General features: G+C 62.4%; 10 protein-coding genes. 6 read left to right on the forward strand and 4 right to left on the reverse strand.

The window, feature by feature from the left end; translation table 11 throughout:
- Window positions 1-2,333: 2,333 nt before the first annotated feature.
- The 5 genes from QZ648_RS23590 (at window position 2,334) to QZ648_RS23605 (ending at window position 4,724) form a co-directional block, all read left to right on the forward strand.
- Window positions 2,334-2,747, forward strand: coding sequence for a type II toxin-antitoxin system VapC family toxin (locus QZ648_RS23590; protein WP_169065974.1), 414 nt, complete (start codon window positions 2,334-2,336; stop codon window positions 2,745-2,747).
- Between the two features lie 77 nt (window positions 2,748-2,824).
- On the forward strand, window positions 2,825-3,277 hold the full coding sequence (locus QZ648_RS23595) for an acyltransferase (RefSeq protein ID WP_291998450.1): 453 nt from the start codon (window positions 2,825-2,827) through the stop codon (window positions 3,275-3,277).
- Window positions 3,278-3,568: 291 nt separating this feature from the next.
- Window positions 3,569-3,739 carry a hypothetical protein gene (locus QZ648_RS25210; protein ID WP_366144235.1) on the forward strand — a complete coding sequence of 57 codons (171 nt, stop codon included), beginning with the start codon at window positions 3,569-3,571 and terminating at the stop codon, window positions 3,737-3,739.
- A 50-nt stretch (window positions 3,740-3,789) separates the two neighbouring features.
- Window positions 3,790-4,452 carry an SGNH hydrolase domain-containing protein gene (locus QZ648_RS25215; RefSeq protein WP_366144238.1) on the forward strand — a complete coding sequence of 221 codons (663 nt, stop codon included), beginning with the start codon at window positions 3,790-3,792 and terminating at the stop codon, window positions 4,450-4,452.
- Complete coding sequence (locus QZ648_RS23605) at window positions 4,335-4,724, forward strand: SGNH hydrolase domain-containing protein (RefSeq protein WP_291998452.1); 390 nt, start codon at window positions 4,335-4,337, stop codon at window positions 4,722-4,724. The genes QZ648_RS25215 and QZ648_RS23605 overlap by 118 nt, the downstream gene beginning before the upstream one ends.
- Before the next feature lie 35 nt (window positions 4,725-4,759).
- Here QZ648_RS23605 and recD read toward each other — a convergent pair whose 3' ends face one another.
- The 4 genes from recD to QZ648_RS23625 all read right to left on the reverse strand — a co-directional run bounded on the left by recD (window position 4,760) and on the right by QZ648_RS23625 (window position 20,761).
- Window positions 4,760-6,922: an exodeoxyribonuclease V subunit alpha gene (gene recD / locus QZ648_RS23610; protein WP_291995812.1), complete on the reverse strand. Its 2,163-nt coding sequence runs from the start codon at window positions 6,920-6,922 to the stop codon at window positions 4,760-4,762.
- Window positions 6,919-10,845 carry an exodeoxyribonuclease V subunit beta gene (recB, locus tag QZ648_RS23615; protein WP_291995811.1) on the reverse strand — a complete coding sequence of 1,309 codons (3,927 nt, stop codon included), beginning with the start codon at window positions 10,843-10,845 and terminating at the stop codon, window positions 6,919-6,921. Before recB ends, recD begins: the two co-directional genes overlap by 4 nt.
- On the reverse strand, window positions 10,842-14,486 hold the full coding sequence (gene recC / locus QZ648_RS23620; protein WP_291998514.1) for an exodeoxyribonuclease V subunit gamma: 3,645 nt from the start codon (window positions 14,484-14,486) through the stop codon (window positions 10,842-10,844). The genes recB and recC overlap by 4 nt, the downstream gene beginning before the upstream one ends.
- Window positions 14,487-15,085: 599 nt before the next feature.
- Window positions 15,086-20,761: a reverse transcriptase domain-containing protein gene (locus QZ648_RS23625; protein ID WP_291998453.1), complete on the reverse strand. Its 5,676-nt coding sequence runs from the start codon at window positions 20,759-20,761 to the stop codon at window positions 15,086-15,088.
- 422 nt (window positions 20,762-21,183) lie between these two features.
- Here QZ648_RS23625 and QZ648_RS23630 point away from each other — a divergent pair, with 422 nt between their 5' ends.
- Entirely contained in the window at window positions 21,184-21,351 is a 168-nt protein-coding gene (locus tag QZ648_RS23630; RefSeq protein ID WP_291998454.1) for a hypothetical protein, read from the forward strand.
- Window positions 21,352-21,459 lie beyond the last annotated feature (108 nt).

The following is a 21,459-nucleotide window of genomic DNA, read 5'->3' on the forward strand; positions in this document are numbered from 1 at the left end:
CAACCCGCCATGGGTCAGCCGCGGCGCTCCCACGCCCTCCAGGGCTCCTAGGGGGAGCGGAACGCACCATCTCCCACAGGCTGCACCCTGTCTGCTGGCCGCTGCCCGGCAGCAGCTGAAAACCCGGAAAAGGCGAGCCGGAAGCCGGCAGCGCTCCCGCTGCCGTGTGGAGCACATGCAGACTGCTCGGCTGCAGGTGCCGTTGCCGGGCGGGCTGCGGCTGAACCGATCCGCCACGTCGTTCGCCTGGCCGCCGGCGCTGCTGGCTGCGGTGTGCTTGCGGCTGTGGCTGTGTCTCGCGGCTGTGGCTGCGCTGTGTCGCGGCTTGTGGCCTGTGCCTGTCGGGAAGGCCGCCCTTGACTGGCTCCCCCTTTCCGCAAGCGCCCCGCCTCACGTCCATCCTGCTGCCCATCGGTCGACGCCCTTCGCCTCCCCCGCCCGGCGTCTACCGGCGGTACTGCAACCCGTCGCCTGCACCTGCAACCGAACCGAGCGCCAAGTGCCTTGCGGCTCCGCGCGCGAGCCTCGCGGCTCGATCGCTCGGCCGCCTGCTGGTCACGACAATCGGCCGCCCATGGTCCCAGCGCGCGGCAGTTTGCCGATCGCGCGTAGGCATGCGCTCGACCGCCGCCTGCGGATTGTTGGGATCGTCGTTTGTTGTTTGATCTGGTGATCCATAGGGTGACGTGACCGCACGGACATGTCTATGCGCTGGACCGTTAGGGCGTCATCTAGACTTTCGCGTGCGCGAGGGAAACCACCGACTGCTGGTTCGCGCGCCGACGCTGGTACCGAGACACTGGCGCCCGGTCGAGCCGACCCAGCGCCCAGCTCCGGTGCGTACACCGTTCGCGCCACACGCTTGCCGGGCACCCACCCCCAGGCCCCTCTGTGGATCCCCCCGCTGCCCGTAAGTGGAATGGCCAAACCCATTTCTCGTCACCGACCCCAGGTCCAGCCCCAGGGGGGCGACCCCCATCTTCAACCGTTTCCGATAATGCTCCCAATCGGCGGCAACCGCCTGCGAACCAGACCGCACCGGTACTCGGGGCTTTCGTGCCAGCGCCCTTGGCGTCAAGGGTCGGCAGCTCAGTCATTTCCAGGAGACACGTAGCGACCGTACGCTGCACTGGGCATCCCCTTCTCGCGCCCGGCACTCCGACCAGGACAACGCGTCCTCACAGGCCTGACACCTGTAGCGGATGCCGCCATCGTTTCCATAGTTGGGTACGCTGGCCGTCTCGCAGGTCGATCGCGCCGTCGCCGCCTGCGAATCGCCAGCTGCCGCCATGAACGGTGGCCACTGTGGAGGCAGGCTCGGCATCAAAACGGTAGCTGGCCCAGCCTCCGCAAAGGCTGAAAGCTGCATCGCGACTAAGGTGAGTTCGTAATTCACGTCCCGCTCCGGGATTCGGAGGCGAAGGATCACGCGACCGGTTAGCAGTGCACTCCCAGCGAACGCGCTGATCATCGACCTTACAAACTCCAGTCTGCCGAATCAACGCACCGAGGTCGCCCAGCTGGACTTCGCTGCGTGCCTCGGCGCGGTCGACAGAATATTCTCCACTTTAATCGGCCAGGTTGATGCAGGCATTGTCCGATTCTGCCACTGTCCGTCACGACTGCAGGTGACAGAGCCCGACAACCAAGCGATACGCCCAACACGGCCTGTCGGGCGCCGCAGCCGGCGCCGCCAACAGCAGCGCGAGTAGCAGCATGGAGGCAAGACGACGCACGGCGCATGGGCCGGAAGTCGCCGGTTGCACGACGGGCAAGCGACAAAACCATGGCTGCCGGTCCCTCGAAAAGCGCTGCGTGGCTAAGGCGAATGGGCACGGAGGTATCTTACGCGCGATCAGGTGCTTGGTTGGACCGTGGAACAGTTTGTACCCGATTCCTGGCGCTTGCTCGCGTGGTGACATTCTCGTCTGCACGCGCGCCGACCTTCCGCGCTCGCTTCGGCGCCCCGGCCTACTGCAGTTGAGCGGCGTGTTTCCACCGCACGTCGCCGTCCGCACCTTACCGAGCCCTAGCAGAGCGTTGCACTCATCGCACCGAAAGACTAGCTAGCGGATGTACAACTAGAGAAGTTAGTGGCCATGTCTATCTCCGCCCCGCAGATCTTCAAGCTGGCACTCCCCTGCCGTACCGGCTTCCGAATCTTTCCATGTTCGATGTGGACGAGGTTGGAGATCCTCCGCCGCGGCGACGAGGTCATCCTGCGCAAGCACGTCAGAACCTGTCGAGGCTTTCGATCTGCTGGCCAGCATGCCGGACGACTTCTTCGCCGAGGGCCGCGACGACGCGCCGCCGCAGGATCGGGAGCCCCTGGCATGACCGCCCGTTATCTGCTGCATACGGACATCTGTATTTACACGGCTAAAGCCCGGCCCCCGGAAGTCGCCCAACGCTTGCGGAACCTGACACCCGGCTCGGTGGCCATGTCGGTCGTGACCCTGGGCGAGTTGGTGTTCGGGGCCGAGCGCAGTCAGGCACGTGCGCAGGCCATTGGAAATTTGGCGCGACTGGTCGAGCTGATACCGGTCCTGGACCTGCCCGAATCGGCGGGCCGTCAATATGGACGCATACGTGCCGCCCTGACCGCGGCAGGGACGTCCCTCGGCAACAACGACCTGTGGATCGCTGCCCATGCCGCGGCCGACGCCCTGATCCTGGTCAGCACCAACAGTCGCGAGTTCGAGCGCGTGCAGGGGCTTCAGGTCGAGAACTGGGTCCGTGAGTTGTGAGCAGGAAACCGTGATCCGTCCCCGGTTTCAGTCGTCCCCGGTTTCACTCCCCGATCTGATTAGAGAACAGCCAAAAAATGCAATTCCGAAATAATATCAATGCTCTGCGGGCGGTTGCGGTGCTGGCGGTAGTCTTGTTCCACTTCAAGATTGATGGTTTCCAGGGCGGATTTACGGGAGTAGATATATTCTTCGTTATCTCCGGGTTTCTGATGACTGGCATCATCTTCAGCGGCTTACAGGAAAACCGCTTTTCACTGCTCGGTTTTTATGCGTCCAGAGCAAACAGAATCATCCCGGCGCTGTTCGTTTTGTGCATGGCACTGATGATCTTCGGATTCATCTACTTGCCCATTCAAGATTACCGAAGCCTGCTGAGAACTGTAAAAAGCAGCATGTTGTTCAGTTCCAACTTCTTGTTCGCTGGCGAAGGGAGCTACTTCGACTCCCCCGTGCATGAGAATTGGCTGCTGCACACATGGTCCCTTTCGCTGGAATGGCATTCTACATCCTTTACCCCGTCCTGCTGATGGCTATATTCAGAGCATTCGGAGAACAAAGGGTCAGAGGCACGCTGGTGCTGCTGGCGATAGCCTCGCTGGCGGCCTCGATATATTTCACAAAGACACATTCGGTGTTTTGCTTCTATATGCTTCCCACACGCGCATGGGAGTTGATTGCCGGCGGCCTGGCATACCTCTTCCCCCTGAGACCAACAAAACGCGCAGGATATGCACTCGAGTTTTTGGGTATGGCAGTGATCATGGCCAGCTTGTCTTTTTTTTCCGAGAAAAAACCATTGGCCGGGTTATCTGGCAACCTTGCCCGTTCTTGGTACTCTCCTTTTTATCTACGGAAACACCAACTCCGTTTTCAGCCGCAACAGCTTCCTTCAGTTCGTTGGCAAAACTTCATATTCTACATACCTCTGGCACTGGCCGATCGTTGTCCTCCTTACTTCTGTGGGCTCCTCGAAAATTGGGCATACGTAGCCCCCTCAATTCTTCTCGCTTTCGCCTTGGGAGCACTTTCTTTCCACCTCGTGGAGAAGCGCAGGAAGAAACCTCGCGAGACCACAAAAGTTGTCTTGCGGTACGCTGCTCTGACTGCCGCTACCGTATCAGCAGCTGCCATTACTGCAGCAGTAGCCAAGGATCACCCCGGCATCCGGTTTGCTTCCCTTGAGGAGGGTCAGCCCGAATACACCAGCACACTCTATACGCAAGACTGTTATCCGAACGATTTTGGCGCAGCCGATTGCAAGCTCGATTATGGCGAGATCTCTGTCATTCTGTTCGGCGATAGTCACGCACAGTCTACGGCAGCTGCCGTCCAGCTGGAAAACCGGAATGCCGCATTAGGCTGGGCTCTTGCCGGCTGCCCAACCCTGAGAAACTTTGCAATGGACGATAAAAAGCAGGAAAAGAAATGCCACGGCTTCATCAAGGAAAAACTGGATATATTGAAAAATCAATACCCTGGAGTACCAGTCATTCTATTTAGTCGTTCAGGAATCTATTTGGACCCCAGCAGGGGAATCGCTTTCGTGTCTACTTCAATGGAAAAACCAATGAAGATGGACAGTCCTTGGAAAGCGAGTTCTCAAGAGAGTACGTCAACACAGTTTGTGAAATATCTGAAAACCATCCGGTCTACATCGTCAGACCCATTCCGGAAATGCCTTTTAGCATATACAAGGGCCTAAGCCTGAAAGCTAGACTGTTTCAAGGCACTTCAGATATATCCAGCCCTCTCGAACACCATGAAAAACGCACCAAGGTCGCCAATCTTGCCATTGATGCCGCGGCCGAAAAGTGTAAGGCACAGATTATTGATCCGATACCCTACCTCTGTCCAAACGGTCAATGCATGGGCTCAAAAGACGGCGAATCGCTGTATTACGATGACAACCATTTGGTTGACCATGGTAACGTGCAGCTAAAAGGTTTGTTTAAAGGCATCCTTCGCCCCTTGTAAATCGGAAGTCTGGCACTGCTCAACAAGGCCCACCGTCACTCCGCCAACAAGCCGCTCGCACGCAGCACCTGTCTTTGCGCCGCTTCTTCCAGCAGCCGCACTGTTCCCGGCATGGCCACGGTGAGGAAAGCGCGCGCGCGAGTGATGCCGGTGTACAGCAACTCGCGGGTCAGGATCGGACTCAGCGTTGCGGGCAGGAGCAGCGCGGCGTGGGTGAATTCCGAGCCCTGCGCCTTGTGAACGGTGAGCGCGTACGCTGTTTCCACGGCCTGCAGTCGGCTCGGCAGGACCCATTTGATGCTCTGGCTGACATCTCCGGCAGGAAAGGCGACGCGCAGAATCCACTCATCATCGCTCGCGCCGGGCAGCGCCAGGGTGATGCCGATGTCGCCGTTCATCAGTCCCAGGCCGTAGTCGTTACGCGTGATCAGCACCGGGCGACCAGGGTACCAGCCGTCGCTGGCTGGAATCAGGCCGGCCGCACGCAATACGCGCGCGATGCGCTGGTTGAGCCCGGCGACGCCCCATGGTCCGCGCCGCAGCGCGCACAGCACCTGGAAGCGGCCGTGTGCGCGCAACACTGCGCGCGCCCAGTCGTCGAAGGCTTCCTGGCTGGCGGACGACGCGGGCTGCTGCCCGCGCAGGGTCTCGAGGTAGTGGCGATAGCCATTGCGCTGCGGCGGCGAGGCCACGACGGAGGGGGCGCAGCCAGCGTCGACGGCGTTTGTTGTTGCTGCACTCGCCAGGCCGCCATCGACGATCAAGGCGCCGAAGCCAGCCTCGTCGTCATCGTCGCCGCCAAGCGACAACAGGGCGAGATCGGCATGGGCCTGCTGCCAGAGCCGGCCGACCCTGGCGGTATTGCCGGCATTGACTGCCTCGGCCAGTTGTCCGATTCCGCTGCGCGCAGAAAAGCGGTGGCTGTGGCGCAGCATCACCACCGCCTGATTAAGGGCACTGCCCGCGGCATCGACCAGCTCCGGGCCGACCTGTTCGCCGGATGCCTGCTCCAGCCAGTCGCAAGTGGCCGGCGTGTAGTGGCCGTCGCACGCACGCTGGCACAGCTCGCCGAGCACCGCCCCGGCCTCGACCGAGGCCAGTTGGTCCTTGTCGCCGAGCAGGATCAAGCGCGCCGAAGGTGGCAGGGCGGCGAGTACGGCGGCCATCATTTCCAGATCGACCATCGACGCTTCGTCGATCACCAGCACGTCGAGCGCCAGCGGATTGCCGGCATGGTGGCGAAAGCGGCGGCTATCGGGCCGGCTGCCGAGCAGGCGATGCAGGGTGCTCACGCTCACCGGGATCGCCGCGCGCACCGCTTCTCCGTGCGCCAGCGCGGCCAGCGGCAGGCGGGCAACGGCGTTGGCGATCGACTCGTTGAGGCGGGCGGCAGCCTTGCCGGTCGGCGCCGCCAGGCGGATGCGCAAGGGTCGCGGCGGCTTCTCGGGTGATGGCGTGCCCGGTGCCGGTTTCAGCGCCACCGCCTGCAGCAGCGCCAGCAAGCTGACCACAGTCGTGGTCTTTCCGGTACCCGGGCCACCGGTGATGATGCTGAAGCCACTGCGCGCGGCGAGCGCGCAGGCGATCTTCTGCCAGTCAGTAGCGCCACCCGCAGCGACAGTCGCAGCTGCAGCCACACCCGCAGCCGGCGCGAAGAGCAGGTCGAGCGTCTGGCGCAGCGCGGCAATCGGCAGCGCTGCCTGCAGACTGCTTGCCATCGCCAGGCGACGCTCGAGCGCGCCGCGCACGTCCTGCTCGTATTGCCAGTAGCGGCGCAGATAGAGGCGCCCGCCGACACGCAGCAGCGGCGTATTGCCGGCGCCGGCACCGACCAGCAGCGGCTGTGCAAGCGCTTGCTGCCACTGGCTGAGGCTCAATCCGGCGAAGACTTCGCGAGGCAGCGGTGGCGGCTCGAGTGTGTCGCCCGGGCTGCTTCCTGCGCTTTCCCCTTCGGGTGGCAGCGACAAGGCGAATGCCGGCGCTTGCAGCGTCGCTTCGAGATCGAGGCAGGCATGGCCACGCCCAAGCTGGTGGCTGGCCAGGGCAGCGGCGAGGATCAGGAACGGCGGCGCGTCGGGAACTTCACGCCACAGGAAATCGGCAAAGGCGGTATCGAGCGGGCGCAGCCATTGCCGCGCTGCCCAGCTCGCCAACAGCGCCTGCATTGGCTCGCGGGCGTCGAAGCTGCGTGCATTCATGGCCGCTCTCCGGCCATTCTTGTCCTCGCGCCGCGACGCGCAAACAAGGCATCGAGCGCTTCGATCAATGCCCGCGGCGGTCGCTCGACGTGCAGCCCCTGACTGGGCGCGTACACCCCGCGCAGGAAGATGTAGACCGCCCCGCCGACGTGGCGGTCGTAGTCGTAATCGGGCAGGCGCGACTTGAGCAGGCGATGCAGGGCGAGCAGGTAGAGGACGTACTGCAACTCGTAGCGCGCGTGCAGAATCGCGGCGCGCATCGCCACCGGCGTGTAGGCGGCATCGTCGGGCCCCAGCCAGTTCGACTTGTAGTCGGCAACGAAATAGCGGCCCTGATGTTCGAAAACGAGGTCCATGAAGCCCTTGAGCATGCCGTTCAACTGCGCCGGCAGCAATGCCGGGCGTGCCGCGCCAGCGAGCGTGTGCGCGCAGACCAGGGCGTCGATGCGGGTGGTGGGAACGCTGTGCACCGCCAGCCAGAACTCCATCTCGGCCATGGCCGCCTTCAGTTCGGACAGGCGGATCGACGTTTCCGGCGCGCCAGGCATGGCGCTCAACTTCATCGGCGTGTTCAGGAAGTACTGTAACCAGGCCGTCAGCGGCTCGATCCAGTGCACCCAGCCGCGGGCCTGGCAGCGGCGCGCGATCATGTCGCGCTGCAGCGCCTGATCGCCGGCGCCAGTAGCGAAGCCCTGCCTGGCCACTGCTTCAAGCAGATCGTGCAGAAAAGTGCCCGCCTCGGCGCCGCGCGGGAAGCCGTGCAGCGAGCCGAGGCCGCTGGCTACCGCCAGCGCAGGAAGCGCCGTCCCGGCACCAGGCAGCGGCGACAGCCCGGATTCCGGCATGCCCGCCTGCGTCGCCAGAGCCACCAGAGGCGGCTGTGCCACCTGTGCCAGCTGTGCCAGCTGTGCCACCATGGCCTCCTGGAAAACCGCTTCGCTGGCTGTCTCGGCCGCGGGCGCAGGAGCGGGCGCGGCTGGCGCAGCGCCGCTCTCGCCCTCGCTTTTCAGCGCCGAATAACTGGCGATCCACCAGTGCTCACCAGCAACGCGCCGCGATGGTCTTGCCGCGCCCACAGTCGGTGTCACCCCGCGCAGCTCGAAGCGTTGCTTGCCGGCTTCCGGCGCCGGTTCGACGAGGATATCCGGACAGCCATCGCCCCAGTCCTGCAGCGCCTGCGGCAAGGCGCCAGCGGCGATCGCCTGCCCGCCGCCAAGCAGATAGGCCAGGGCGCTGCGCTCCAGATCCTGCAAAGGCGCGACTCCGACCCAGGTCGCGTAACGGGCGCGCGTCAGCGCCACATAGAGCTTGCGCAGATCTTCGCCCAGGCGCTCGCCGTCCGCGCGCTCGACGACGCCCGCAGCAGCGGCCAGCGAGAGACGCAGGCCGCCGTCTTCGTCGTGCCATTTCAGCGGCAGATCGCTGCCTTTGGTGAGCCGATAGTTGCTGGCAAAGGGCAGGAAAACGAGCGGATACTCCAGTCCCTTGGACTTGTGCACAGTCACCACCTGCACCAGGTCGGCATCACTTTCCAGGCGCAGCTGCCGGGCATCGCCGCCAGTGCTCGCGGCGTCCTGCTGTTGCTCGGCCAGATAGCGGATCAGCGCGTGCTCGCCGTCGAGCAACGTGCTCGCCTGTTGCAGCAATTCGGCGAGATGCAGCACATTGGTCAGGATGCGCTCGCCGTTGTTGGCGTTGATGGCCTTATTGGCCTCGCTCGCCCTGCCCTGGCCCAGCAGCCGCGCCGGCAGATGGAAATCGTTGAGCAGCCGGCGCAGCATCGGCAGCACGCCCTGGCGGCGCCAGCAGTCGCGGTAGGCGCGAAACTGCAGGACGCGCGCCTCCCAGGCGAGCTCGTCATGGTTCAGGCAATCGAGTTCCTGCCAGCTCAGGTCGAGCGTCGCCGTGGCCAGCGCGGCACGTAAGAGACGCACATCGTCGGGCTCGGCGCAGGCGGCGAGCCAGTGCAGCAACTCGACCGCTTCGGCGCTTTCGAAAACCGAATCCTTGTCCGACAGATAGACGCTGCGCACGCCACGCTGCGCCAGCGCGCCACGCATGGCATCGGCTTCGCTGCGGTTGTTGACCAACACCGCCATGTCCGCCGGGCGCAGCCATTGCGCCCCCAGTTCGCTGACAAAACCGGCCCGCCCGGCCTGGCCGAGATTGAGCAGGGTCACCATCTCGCTGGCGCAGGCGGCCGCCATTTGCTCGAGATAGTCGGTCTTGCTCAAGGGCTTGCCGTCCGCCTTCGCCGGCAAGCACCAGGCGATCAGCGCCGGCAGCGGCTGGCCGGCCAGCTGCCATTCATCCTGGCGGCCCTTGGCCGCGGCGGCGACGAAGGGCACCGGATTGTCGTCGTCGCGGCGGAAGAGGAAAGCCCCGCTTCCTGCCGCGCCGGCTTCAGCGACCGCAAAGCAGTGATTGGTCGCGGCCAGCAGGGCCTCGGTCGAGCGGTAGTTCTTCTGCAGCGTGTGCAGCCGGTCGGCACAGGCGCGTCGGGCGGCCAGATAGGTGTGGATGTCGGCGCCGCGGAAGGCATAGATCGCCTGCTTGGGATCGCCGATCAGGACCAGCACGGTGTCCGGGGCGTTCTGCGCGACACGATAGACGGCGTCGAAAATTCGGTACTGCACCGGGTCGGTGTCCTGGAACTCGTCGATCAGCGCGGCCGGGAACTGGCGACGAATGATCTCCGCGAGGCGCGCAGCATTGGCCCCGTGCAAAGCGGCGTCGAGGCGGGTCAGGAGGTCGTTGAAGCCCATCTGCGCGCGCCGCGCCTGCTCGACCGCAAAACGTTTGGCCACCCAACGCGCGGCATGGCAGAGCAGCTCTTCGCGCGCACTGGGGAGTGCTGACAACTCGGCAGCGAGCACCGCGATGGCCTCGAGAGCCGGGTGTTGCGGCGCCTCGCCAAGCTTCCAGGCTTCGCCCAGGCCAGCCGGAGTCAGGCGATTCCATCCGCTCTTCAGATCGGGCCGTACCATCGCCGGGTCGTCGCGCCAATCGCCCAGCGTCTGCAGCCACGGCTGGTAGTAGCGCGCCTGCAGTTTGCGCCCATCCACCTGCTTGCTGGCAACCGCCTTGTCGAGCAGCGTCTGCAAGTCCTCGACCCATTGCCCCCAGGGCGCCTTGAGCTCGGCCAGGCGCTGTCGCTTCTCGCCGAGGGCCTTCGCGACGGTAGCGGCGGGCGTCAGCGGCGGTTCGGCGAGCAAATCCGCGTAGTCGATTAGGCCGCGAAGACTGGCCCGCAACGCTTCCGGGCCAGACCACCATTGCCGAACTTCGGCAACCGCCTCGGCATCGAGAGCGACCATGAAGCTGCGCCAATAGTCACGCACGACTTCGGCGAGCAACTCGCGCTGGTCGGTCTCGAGGGTCTGGGTGAACAGGCTGTCGCTGTCGAAAGCGTGTTCGCGCAGCATGCGATTACACCAGCTGTGGATGGTCGACACCGCCGCTTCATCCATCGCTTCGGCGGCCAGTTGCAGTTTGCGGGCGCAGGCTGGCCATTGTTCCGGCGGATACTCGGCACGCAGCTCGTGCAGCAGATCCTGGCCCGCGGAGGGGCTGCCGATGCTGTCCGGCGCGACACGAAAACACGCGGCCGCTTCGGCCAGACGATGGCGAATACGGTCGCGCAGTTCCTGCGTCGCCGCCTCGGTGAAAGTAACGACGAGTATTTCGCCGGGCGTCAGCGCCCGTTCGAAGGCGTTCTCGCCGCCATGGCCCAACACCAGGCGAACATAGAGCGCGGCGATGGTGAAGGTCTTTCCGGTGCCGGCACTGGCCTCGATCAGGCGACTGCCGCGCAGCGGAAAACGCAGCGTGTCCAGTGCTGTGACCGCGTTGGTGGTCGTGGCCTGGCCATTGCCAGGAGCTGTGGCGGTGGCGGCGGCGCCCGTACACGCGGTCTGACTCATGCCGCTGCTCCCGCCGTCTTGTCGGCTTTGGCAGCCCGTTCACTATGCGCAGCCTCGCTTTTGGCCTTGGCGGGAATCGCCTCGAGCAGGGGCCGCAAGAGAAGCTCGGCGAGGACAAAAAACTCGCCGCTTGCAGTCAGCGCCGCATAGTCTCGATAGGCACGCCGCAGATAAACGTCGGTCTTGCCCTCGCCCGCTTGCCGGAAAGCGCCTTCGTAGGTCTTGCCGGCGGCATCGCCACCGCCCTTGAGGAAATCGAAAGCAGTGCGTGCCGCCAGCGGCAAGGGCTCACGCATGCCGCGGTGCCACGCCGCCAGCAGGACGCTCAGATGCGCCGCGGCCTGGGCACTTTCGAGAGCGGCCAACTCGACATCGCCGACCTTGCTCAGGACCAGCGTCGTCAGCGGCCCGCCGGCAAGCTGCAGCGCCAGGTGCCGCACCCAGTGGCGGATCAGCCGCTCGCTCCGGTAGTGACCGTCCTCGACCAGCACGCTGCTCTCCAGCACCACCCGGCCGCGCTGCCCGGCGCCGTCGCTACGAATGCCGCCCAGCCAATCTGCGAGTTCCAGCTCCTGCCCTTCGACGCGCGCCTGGAAGCGAATTTCCTCCTCGCCTTCAAGCACCAGCGGCCAGCGCGCCAGCGCCGCCCGATAACGCGTGAAGAGCTCGTCCATCGGCGCCAGCAGATCGTCGGCCAGGGCCTCGCCGAAGCCTCCTCCGGGCAAATCGCCGCGGCGCTGGATGCTTGCCAGTCGCGCCTCGCGGGCGACGACCAGGTCCTCGCCCTGCGCCAGCGCCGCCGCCTGCGCGCGGATCAACTCGTCCTGCAACTGCCAACGGCCGATGCCGTCGAGATCGAAAGGTTCCTGATCTTCGCTGAGCGGATCGTCGCGCTCGAAAGAGACTTTCAGGCGCTGGCGAAAAAAAGCGCGCACCGGTTGCTTCAGGAAGTCGCCGAGATCCTGCAGGCTGAGCGGCTCCTCGCGCAGCAGCGGCGAAAGCAAAGCATCGCTCGCAGGCAAGCGCTCGCTGGCGCGCGCGTCGGCAGCCGCATCCGGCCGCCACTCCCGCGCATAGGTGAACAGTGTCGAAACCTCTGGCTGCGGCGGGAAATAGTCCGCGCTGAAAGGCTGCAGCCGATGCTCGACGGTCAGCGCATCGAGCAGGGTCTCTTCTGCCGCCCCTGCGGCCAGCCTCCAGCCAGCGGCAAGATGATCGCGCAACTGCCCGACCAGCACCGACGGCGGTCGCTCGCTGTTGTCGTTGATGCTGCGGCCGACCCAGGAAATGTGCAGGCTTTCGCGCGCCGACAAGAGCGCTTCCAGGAACAGGTAGCGATCGTCCTCGCGCCGCGAACGGTCGCCCGGACGGTAGTCGTGCACCATCAGATCGAAATCCATCGGAATGCGGCTGCGCGGGTAGTCGCCGTCGTTCATGCCGAGCAGGCAGACGCGGCGGAAAGGGATGGCGCGCATCGGCATCAGCGTGGCGAAAGTGACGACACCGCCGAAGAAGCGCTGCGACAAGCTCCCCTCGTCGAGCCGGCTCAACCAGTATTCACCGACCACCGCCAGGGGCAGGGTTTCAACCAGCGCCGCCTCGTCGCAGGCTTCCTGCCAGCGCTCCAGGGCCATGTCGAGTTGCAGCAGCGTGTAGGCGTCGCCGCTATCGCCGCTTTTGCCACCGCTGTTGCCAACAATACCCCCCTCGTCGGTGGCGAAGAAATCCGCCATCAGCTGGCGCAGGCGCAGGCACCAGTCACTCACCGTCGCCGGCTCGCGCAGCACCCGCCAGCTCGCATCCAGCGCGTCGAACAATTGCAGCAGCGGGCCGAGCAAGACCGCATCGATACCGCCAATCTCGTCGTAAGGCTCGATCTCCTGCCAGGCCGCCGCATCGGCGCCGACCGCGTAGCCGAGCAGCATTCGCCGCAAGCCGAACAGCCAGGTATTCGCCGCCGCCGCATCCGCCTGCCTGGGCAGGTCGAGACTGGCGCGCTGCTCGGCGTGCAGGCCCCAGCGAATATTGGCGCCGTGAATCCAGCGCTGCAATTGCGGCAGATCGTCTTCGGCAATGGCGAAACGCTGGCGCAAGGCCGGTACGTCGAGGAGGTCGAGCAGATCGCTGACCGCCAGCCGCGACTGCGGCAGGTCAAGCAGCTTTTCCAGCGCGTTCACCAGCGGGTCGAAATGGCGCTGCCCCTGGTCTGCGACGCTGAACGGCAGGTAGCGCGGATCGCTGGCCTCGAGCAGACCGAACACCGCCTGGATGTGCGGCGCGTAGGTATCGATGTCCGGGACCATGACGATGATGTCGCGCGGGCGCAGGCTGGCGTCGGCGTTGCAGGCGGCGAGCAACTGATCGTGGAGGATCTCGACCTCGCGCTGCGCACTGTGCGCGACATGGAAGCGGATCGACGCATCGCGCCCCGGATCGACGGCCGGCCAGCGGTCGATCGTTTCGTGCACGGGGCGCAACTCGAGAATGTCGTCCTGCAGTTGCTGCAACAGCGTCTCGCCGCCAAAAGCCTTGAACAGGTCGATGCGCTGCTCGATGGCCAGGAACTGCGAGCGCGCACGCGCGCGCGCCTGCTCGTCATCATGCTCGTCGAGCAGGCCGATGAAATCCCGCCCCTGCTTCCCCCAGGCAGCAAGCAGCGGCTGCGCGTGCAGGTGCAGCAGTTCCTCGGAGATTTCCATCGGCGCGCCCTGCCGCCGCTGCTGGCGTGCCTGTACGCGACGCAGCAGATCCCGGTCGGCGACGATGTCGGCCCAGTAGTGCTCGCAGGGGTTGTGCACGCACATCAGCACCTGCGTCCACCGCCCGAGCACCGCCAGCACTTCCAGCGATTGGCGTGGCAGGCTGGAAATGCCGAAGACCATCACTCGGCGCGGCAGACCCGCCGGCGCCTCGCCCGGCGGCCAGTTTCCGGCGCGCGCGAGAAAAGCTTCATGTACGGCTGCCCGGCCGGCGTTGGAGCGCTCGTTCCGACCCTCACCCTGCCCGCCCGCGCCGCGGTCTAGGTGCGCCTCGACGTCGGCCAGCAGCGCCCGCCACAGCGCTGCCTGCCAGCGCTGCTCGTCGGCGAGCGGCGTCTGCTGCCCACGCGCGTCGATCAACACATCGTCTCCGGCCGCCCAGGCCGCCAGCCAGTCGGCGCGGTACACCTGATACTGATCGAAGAGATCGGCCAGGCGTTCGGCGAGCTGAAAACGCTTGCGGCGATCGCTGTCCGCGGCCAGAAAACCCCGCAGCGGCGCGTATTCGAGTGCGTCCATCACCTGCGGCAGCAGACGCATCAGCCGCCACAGCAGCCGCCCCTTGTCGAACGGCGAATTCTCCGGCACCGCCTGCCGCCCGAGCACGGCGCGATAGACCTGCCACAGGAAACGCGCCGGCAGAGATATTTCCAGCGCGGCGGCGATGCCGCAGCCGCCATGCTCGGCCGGCTCATCGTCATCCTCATTGCCTTCCCCGTCGCCGTCCTTCGCGTCGGCCGCCAGGGCCAGCTTCAGCCACTGCGCGATGCCATTGCTCTGCACGAGAATGATCTCGTTCTCCAGCGGCGCCAGCGGATAGCGCCGCATCCATTCAACCACCAGATCACGCAGCATCTCGGGTTGATTGCCGTGAACGAGCATCAGGCCAGGGGTCAGGGCGGGCAGGGTCAAATCGGGCTCCGGGAACGCGGATCAAGGAAGTTCAGGCAAGGCTCGAAAGATACCCTGGAACGGGAGTGGAGGCCATGCCGAGCTGACCTTCCCACGGTCGCTTGACCTGCACCAGCGCCCCCACCGTCACTGCGGAGGGAACGCGGCAATCCAGCGACGAGCTCTGCTTATGGCCGGCCACTTCCGTTAATGTGCTGCCAGCGCGCAGGCGCACAAGCGCAAAGCCTGAAGCCAAAGCAAGACAAGCGACGAACTGCGACTGCCTGTTAGGAGAGGACTCGTGCCTGTGGTCATTCGCCCAACCGGACCGGCCAGGCGAATGACTAGAGGCACTGAGCGGGGCGGGTTCGGATGACTCTCCAGGGCCCCCGAGGCCAACTTCGACATTGACAGCGCTTGATGGGCGCTCATCTACAGTGAGCGCCACCGTTGAATTTCCCATCCTTGATCCGTCGATCTCGGCAGCGATCACCTGTCGGCCGAGCTGTGGCGGGCACTCGGCAGTTTGCTATCGGTCACCCCTGCCTTCCGCGTTATCACGCGTTTGGCTATGGCGCCTCTATCCCGAATCACCTGCGGAACTCGCGATTCCCCCGCGCAGGAGGATGTTCCGCAATGCGCTTGAATAGAGGCTCGACGGCAGCATCGCGCGGGCGGAGAGTAAACAATTTCGCCGCCCCCTTCGGGACTGATTCAACTCGAACCATGAGGTTGATTCGCTCAGTATGTTTACGCTCTCTCGCAAGGTCCGATTCCTCTTGCGGTGAAATATCAAATATGGTTTTTAGAAGGCCTTCGTTACACACCAAGCTGGCAAACTCCTCACGGCGTGTCGCGTTCAGTTGACGAAACGCTTCTCCCAGCTTGTAGCTCCCGTCACAGACCACGGAACCATCGAATTTCAGCGATTCCGGCTGATAGTGGCTAGCTAGTGCCGTCCGGATCTTATCTTCAGCCTCTTCCGTATAAAGCCCGAATACAAAGTACACTTCATCGAAGCGTAACAGACCGGTCCTGAAATCCTTAAAGCTATCCGCAGCCACCAGATGGTACCGGTTCTCAGCAGCCCAATCTTCATCCATTCCGTCAAAGTCGTCTGCCAGGTAGTAGGATTTGAAGGCTCTTGCGATCTGGCTCCCGCTGATTCCTACATCGTGAAGAACGATCAGCCGTGGCTTGGCGCCCTCCTGCGCGGACCGCTTACCGAGATTGGCGATTTTCGGCACTGGGCGTGCCACCTCAAGCCTTCTCACTAAGTCGGGTGCCCTAGCGAGGATACGGTGAATACCGCCTAAGTCAGCGGGTTCCTTAATGGTAAACACCACGTCCCCGTCACGATAGATTTCATCGACTTTAGCGAGGAGGTACTGGACGTTCTGCTCCTTCACGCAATAATGAGCCGCAATTACTTCGAGAAGAAGAAATCGATCGGGAGGATCGAAGAGCAGCAGCCAGCGAATCAACTTTTTGGTGGCACCTCGCGAATCATTTAACCCGAGGTTTGCCATCACGACCTGCCGTGCGCGAGCGAAGAATGACGAACGCTCAATTTCCATCCAAGAAGAGTCTTCCGTAGCGATCAACTCGGCACTTAGCGTACCCTTGTCCCACAGCTGGTGGCGTTTTTCTACGGCCTGCCACGCGGCGAGGACCGGTCTGCTGGCAAGGGCTATCAAGACGAGTCCGGAAGCCCTGCCTAAGAATGTTCTTCCTTCTGCGTTCCCCAGTTCGGCAAAGTCGAAATCAGTCACGCAGGCAAATAAAGGCTCTTCGCGACTAACTCGAGCTACCCACACCTCGCCGCCAAGCTCTCGAACATCCTGTCCGTCAACCATCAACGTGCCCGTATCGACGTCAACCGCTATGGTGCACTTCTTGAAGTCAGCGGCTGTCAGCCCAGGGTACGTCTTCAGGTTAGAAGGGAGCGTACGGACGGCAGCCTCCACTGCGTACAAGCGGCCATGGAGTTCTTGGGAGATTTGGAAGTCACTCTGTGTGTTGGAGACCTGCGATTCAAACCTCTCGATACTCTCGGCGACTGAAATGTATAGGTCTCGCAGAGTGGCGCAACGCGGTTTTCTTTGAGGATCGAATAGGACGCGATCCTCGAATCTGCTGCGATCCCGCAGACTGAGATAGACTTCCAGAAACCGATCGCAACGAAGCGCGAGGCTGGGGCGACCATCTAAGCCCGCGGTCTCAGGATTTCCAAGAGCTGAAAAGAGCGTGGCGCACTTCACCAGCTCCATCTGTTCGGGGCGCCCTGGGTCGACGCCACCTCGCGGAACCCGCGACACCAGATCGCGTAGTGCTTCTAATCTGGTGCTAACCTTTTTGAACGGGACAAGCGACGTTTCCATGTCCTTCGATATCACCTCTACCGCGTGCTCTCGGTTGAGCAACCCTAGCCCAGAGTCTGCGACCCACCGCCAGATGTTCGCATCGAAGGATTCCGCAGTATTCGGTGCCGACTCGGTGCCGTTGAACACGAAAAAGTCGGCCAGTCCTGAGAAAGGTGTTTGCGGTGCCAAAGTGTCGCGTTGGAGTCGAGTTTCGGCACCAAATACATTGACGAACCGCTCGCAGTGCAGGAAATGCTCCGATGAAAAAGTCCGCACGCGGCTGCGCACTTCTAACGCCTGCCGTGCGAACTCGATTAAATCTTCTGACGGATCAAGGATCTTAGTGTGCAAGTCATCGAAATCGCCCCTCGCGATGTTGTAAAAAGCACAAATATAGTCACTGCCGATCCCGTCGGACTCGATGCGAAGAGCTGGCAAGTGGGCGAAGGTCACTTTAGGCCAAGCCTCGGGGAACCGGACCATAAGCTCGGGGCCACGATTGAGAATCATTAGATCGTTTCTGACGACGTTTTCCACGCACTCCTCCGTATTCGGCCAGAGGATCGTGTCCGCCCCGTTTGAAAGTATCCATTTTATAAACTGAGAGCTATCGCCGGCCTGCTTCAGCGCATCGTCGATTTGCTGTGGTTGCCAATCTTCTGGCAGTTGTGAACGCTGCCTCATCACGCAAATGACAAGCAGCTCGTAATAATTCCGGAAGATGCGCTCGTGGTCCGCGCGGCCGCCGAGCATATCTTGCCGAATCCCTCCGAGGATGAGGCTATTGACGCTCCCAAGGCTCGTCAGCTTGCTAGCTCTCCGTAGCCACAGTGCGTGCCAGCTCGGCCGTTCGTCGAGCGCGCGCCAAGATTCGATGGCGTTTGTCCAGAGAGTAGTGAGTTGTTCCCACCTCCACGGAGCAGTACCACCAACCAGGGGAGCGAAGCAGATTAATTGATGATGCATTTCTCGTAACTCGAACGTCTCGGCACTCCCAGGCCCCCGCTGGAATATATCGTGGCGGTACTCGGCGATCTTGCTGCCGATCGCGCTCAGATTGCGGTTAATGAAGAGGCGGCAGATGGCGACGTCCAGGTCCGCACCACATTCGCTGGTGAAAATCAATTCGTACGCTAGGCGTACGTGGTCGCTGAATTCTACATCTGCGAGATAGTTGAGCATTCGATCATTCCAAGCGGTGGGAACCTTCTTGGGTAAACTGGCCGAGATGGCCGAGATGCTATCCTCCCTTGTCGCCTCTTCGAGAAAGCATGCCTGCGCCACTCGGGGGTCGACCATCATGATGGAGAGAAGCAGCTGCCGTTCGAGTGAACTATTTCCAGTGGACGTGTACGCCACGAGTACAGGGTGTAGTTGCTCTACGGAATGCTCCGTGAGGCGTCTGGTTACGGCAGCGGCAAGTATGGCGTTGAGGAGCGCCTCCCTGCCAAGCCCTGTGAGCGATGAAAGCTCGTTTGGCAAAACCTTTGAATCGTCAGTGATGAGCCGGTCGATCATTTTGTTGAACAAGCGAGCAAAAACCGAGCCTCGTCCCACGGAAGTTGTCAGGAGCAGCCCTTCAAGCCGCTGCTGTAGTGCTGCAATCGCCGTGTTTTCCGTGAGGTGGCTATAGAAGAACGACAGTTCATCGATTTTCGGCGTGGTCGTCCCGTCTATTCCGACGAGGTCGAGCAGCCTCTTGGCGGCCGTTTCGATCGTCTCCCTCGGCGCCGAACGATAGCGACGGGAGGCTTGGTCGATTGTGTACTTTTCCTCTTGACGATAGACCTTGAAGGGCGCTCGGAAGTCGCTGACCTTCCCGAGAAAACCTTTGGCCAAATTGAGGTCGAGCGCCAGAGTTCTGAGGTAGGAATCGATCCGTGCTTTGGCCGAAACGGGCGCATCCATAGGTTCTGGCTCGAAGATCAAGACCATATCGTCTACGAAGCGCGAGTAGTGCACGCACCCCTTGTCGAAGAACTCGGCCGCTAGCGAATCGAGTTCCAGGAGGAACACTTCAGCTAGGTAGCGGGCAAATGCTGGGCCTTGGGGCAAGCCGCGGTCCCCACTGCCTAGTTGTCTGGCAGCATTGATGAGGTGTCGAACGGCGGCACGGTGGAGGGATGCTTCATCTGCGGAGAGCGCCGCAAGCTTTCGTCGTAGGTTCGCGGTCGCGCCATCAATCAGGACCGCCTGCAGGCGATGCAAGTCAACGCTATCGTAATAGCCCTTGATATCGAGCTTCACGACGATGTAGTCGTCGTAGGCATGATCGTCGACATAATCTGCAATCTCGGCGACAAATGCTTGCCATTGACGGAACCATGGCCGGAAGAGGTTATGGCCGCCACAACCAGGCTGGAGGCGATAGCCGAACGTCCGGTCTGAGAACTCGCTGTGGTAGAGATGATTAAGGCACAGCGTATGGGCTGCCGTCCAGATCTTGTCCTTTGCAGACAACGCAAAGAGCACCCTCGTCGCCCCCGCGCCCTCACTGCGCTTGAATTGCTGGAAACGGACATCGGAACGTGGCGGAGCCTCATCGATGCGAGTCCAGTTGGCCAATTCGGCTGAAGTAAGATTCTCGAGAGCATTGATTGTTGAATGGACGGGGATCTCGTCGTTATCAAGGCTGTAGCGCACCTGCGCTGCCTTGAGGTTGTCTGCTTCCCAAGGCAGTAGCGCGAAGACAGGCAGTGGTTTAATGGAGCAGTCACAAGATGAGAGGTGGAGTATGGGGGACGGGGGGAATACAGGCGTGCCGGCGCATTGACATTGAAAGCCGGGGTGCCGTCGCTGCAAATGAGCGCACGTGGGTGGCGGCAGCCGAAGACGGCTAAGCTTTTCGCGCGTGATGTCGACGTTGTAGCCAGGCAAAGTAGCAAAGTACTCGAGGAGGAGTTCTTGCCCATAGTGCTCGCCATGCGGCCCCTCAATTCGATTGAGCAAGCCAGCGACCGTGACTCGGTCGTCTTCCGTTGCGAGCTGGCTCTCCGTAATACGGGCGAACAGGCTGTCAACCACTGCGCACCGTCTAAGGGCCGAGATCACTTGGGAAAGGTCCGGCAAATCTGTACGATAAGTGACCCGACAGCGCAAGAATTGGTCAGCAGGCGTCTCCGCTGGACCGGGAGCCTCTGTCGGTAGGTTCAAGCTCGCGAGAAGGACGGCGGCCGAGATCGAGCTGTGCTGGTCGAGGATCGCCGCCTGACTACGCAACAATTCGTCGGACAGGCAACTGTGAAGTATCGGTATGCCGAGGTGCGCGCGGTCGACGACAGTCATTAGGTACGCAAAATGCTGAGACTTTTGGTGCCGGGCGAGCGGGAGTTTTACGGCCTTGCCGTACCGGGAAATGCTTTCGGCGTCCGGAGGGAAACGATCAATGTGAATGGCACCAAGATCGTGCGAAAGGCTTGCTCCGTCAACAAGCGCAGACAACACCCGATGCGCCGTGGTCCGTGGGATGGGGCGGTCAAAAGTAACCCAGACATGGACTCCCCGATTGCCTGAGAACTCTACGAGGTGAGGGATGGCGAGTGAGCGCAGATGCTGAAGCAGCTGGTCAACAAGAGGGAGAAGTTGATCGTTAAAAATGCCCGCCCATCCGGCATCACCGGCATCTTGCTGCGCCTGCTTTGTGATGTCGAAGTCGAAACAAATCCAGCTGACACGGCCGTTGGACACTTGGTATGCGCCGACACTGCCTCCGGTGATCAACATGTGTCTAACGACGTTGGTGGTCAACCGGCGGCGTATTGTGCGATATGAGCCATCCGGCTGCTGGTGTATGTAGGCGCGCGCCGTCCCAGCGAAAAGCCGGCGCAGTCGCGCCGCAACCTGATCCAGGAGGGGTACCTCTGGCCGCGCGAGCGGAACCGCTGATGATTCAATGAAGTTCATGGTGTATTCAGGCGCCAGTGGGCTTCCCGACCGCCTGCGATAGAGTACATCAACTACTCAACAGGCCCATGTCGCTCGGCCGCCAGGTCTTGTCGATCCATGCCCGCGGCGACCGATGAGCACGCAGGGGGGACGATAAACCAGATCTTGCAGGGAATGCTCTAGATCCAGCTAACCTCCATCCCCTCAGGCGCCTCGCCTTCGGGGCGAAGTAGTTGAGAACTGGAGTATCCGCGTCCTCTTGCAGACCCGCGGCACAGCTGTTGATGCCTGCGTACTGCCGGTCAGTCAGGAGTAGGCTGCGCGTCTCGGTGTCGTAGATGGTCACTTACCAGTTGTCCTTGGGCGGAAGATTGGGAACTAGGTGCAGCGGGTAGGCCTTGGCACCGTCCAGTGCTTGATGGTTCGCGTCCAAACCGACGATGGAGGAATCCGAAACCGCCCCAGGCTTGGTCGGTACCACGGCGGAAGTCATGGCGATGGCGTTGTGGTACATCTACAGACAGACGAAAATCCATGCGTCGGATGCCGTCGGTGAGGAAATCCGTCGACTTGTCGGCGAAAGCCTTGCCTCACTCGCTGTCATCTGAACACCTCATCGTGCAAAAGGACCAATTCCAAGCTGCAGATCGAACACGCCCCAGCCTATCGGCCTAGTGACGTTTGAGCCTCAGGCCATTGTAGACTGTTCTTCTGCC

Origin of the sequence: Candidatus Accumulibacter sp. ACC012, from assembly GCF_907163155.1 — a bacterium.
GTDB classification, from domain to species: domain Bacteria; phylum Pseudomonadota; class Gammaproteobacteria; order Burkholderiales; family Rhodocyclaceae; genus Accumulibacter; species Accumulibacter delftensis.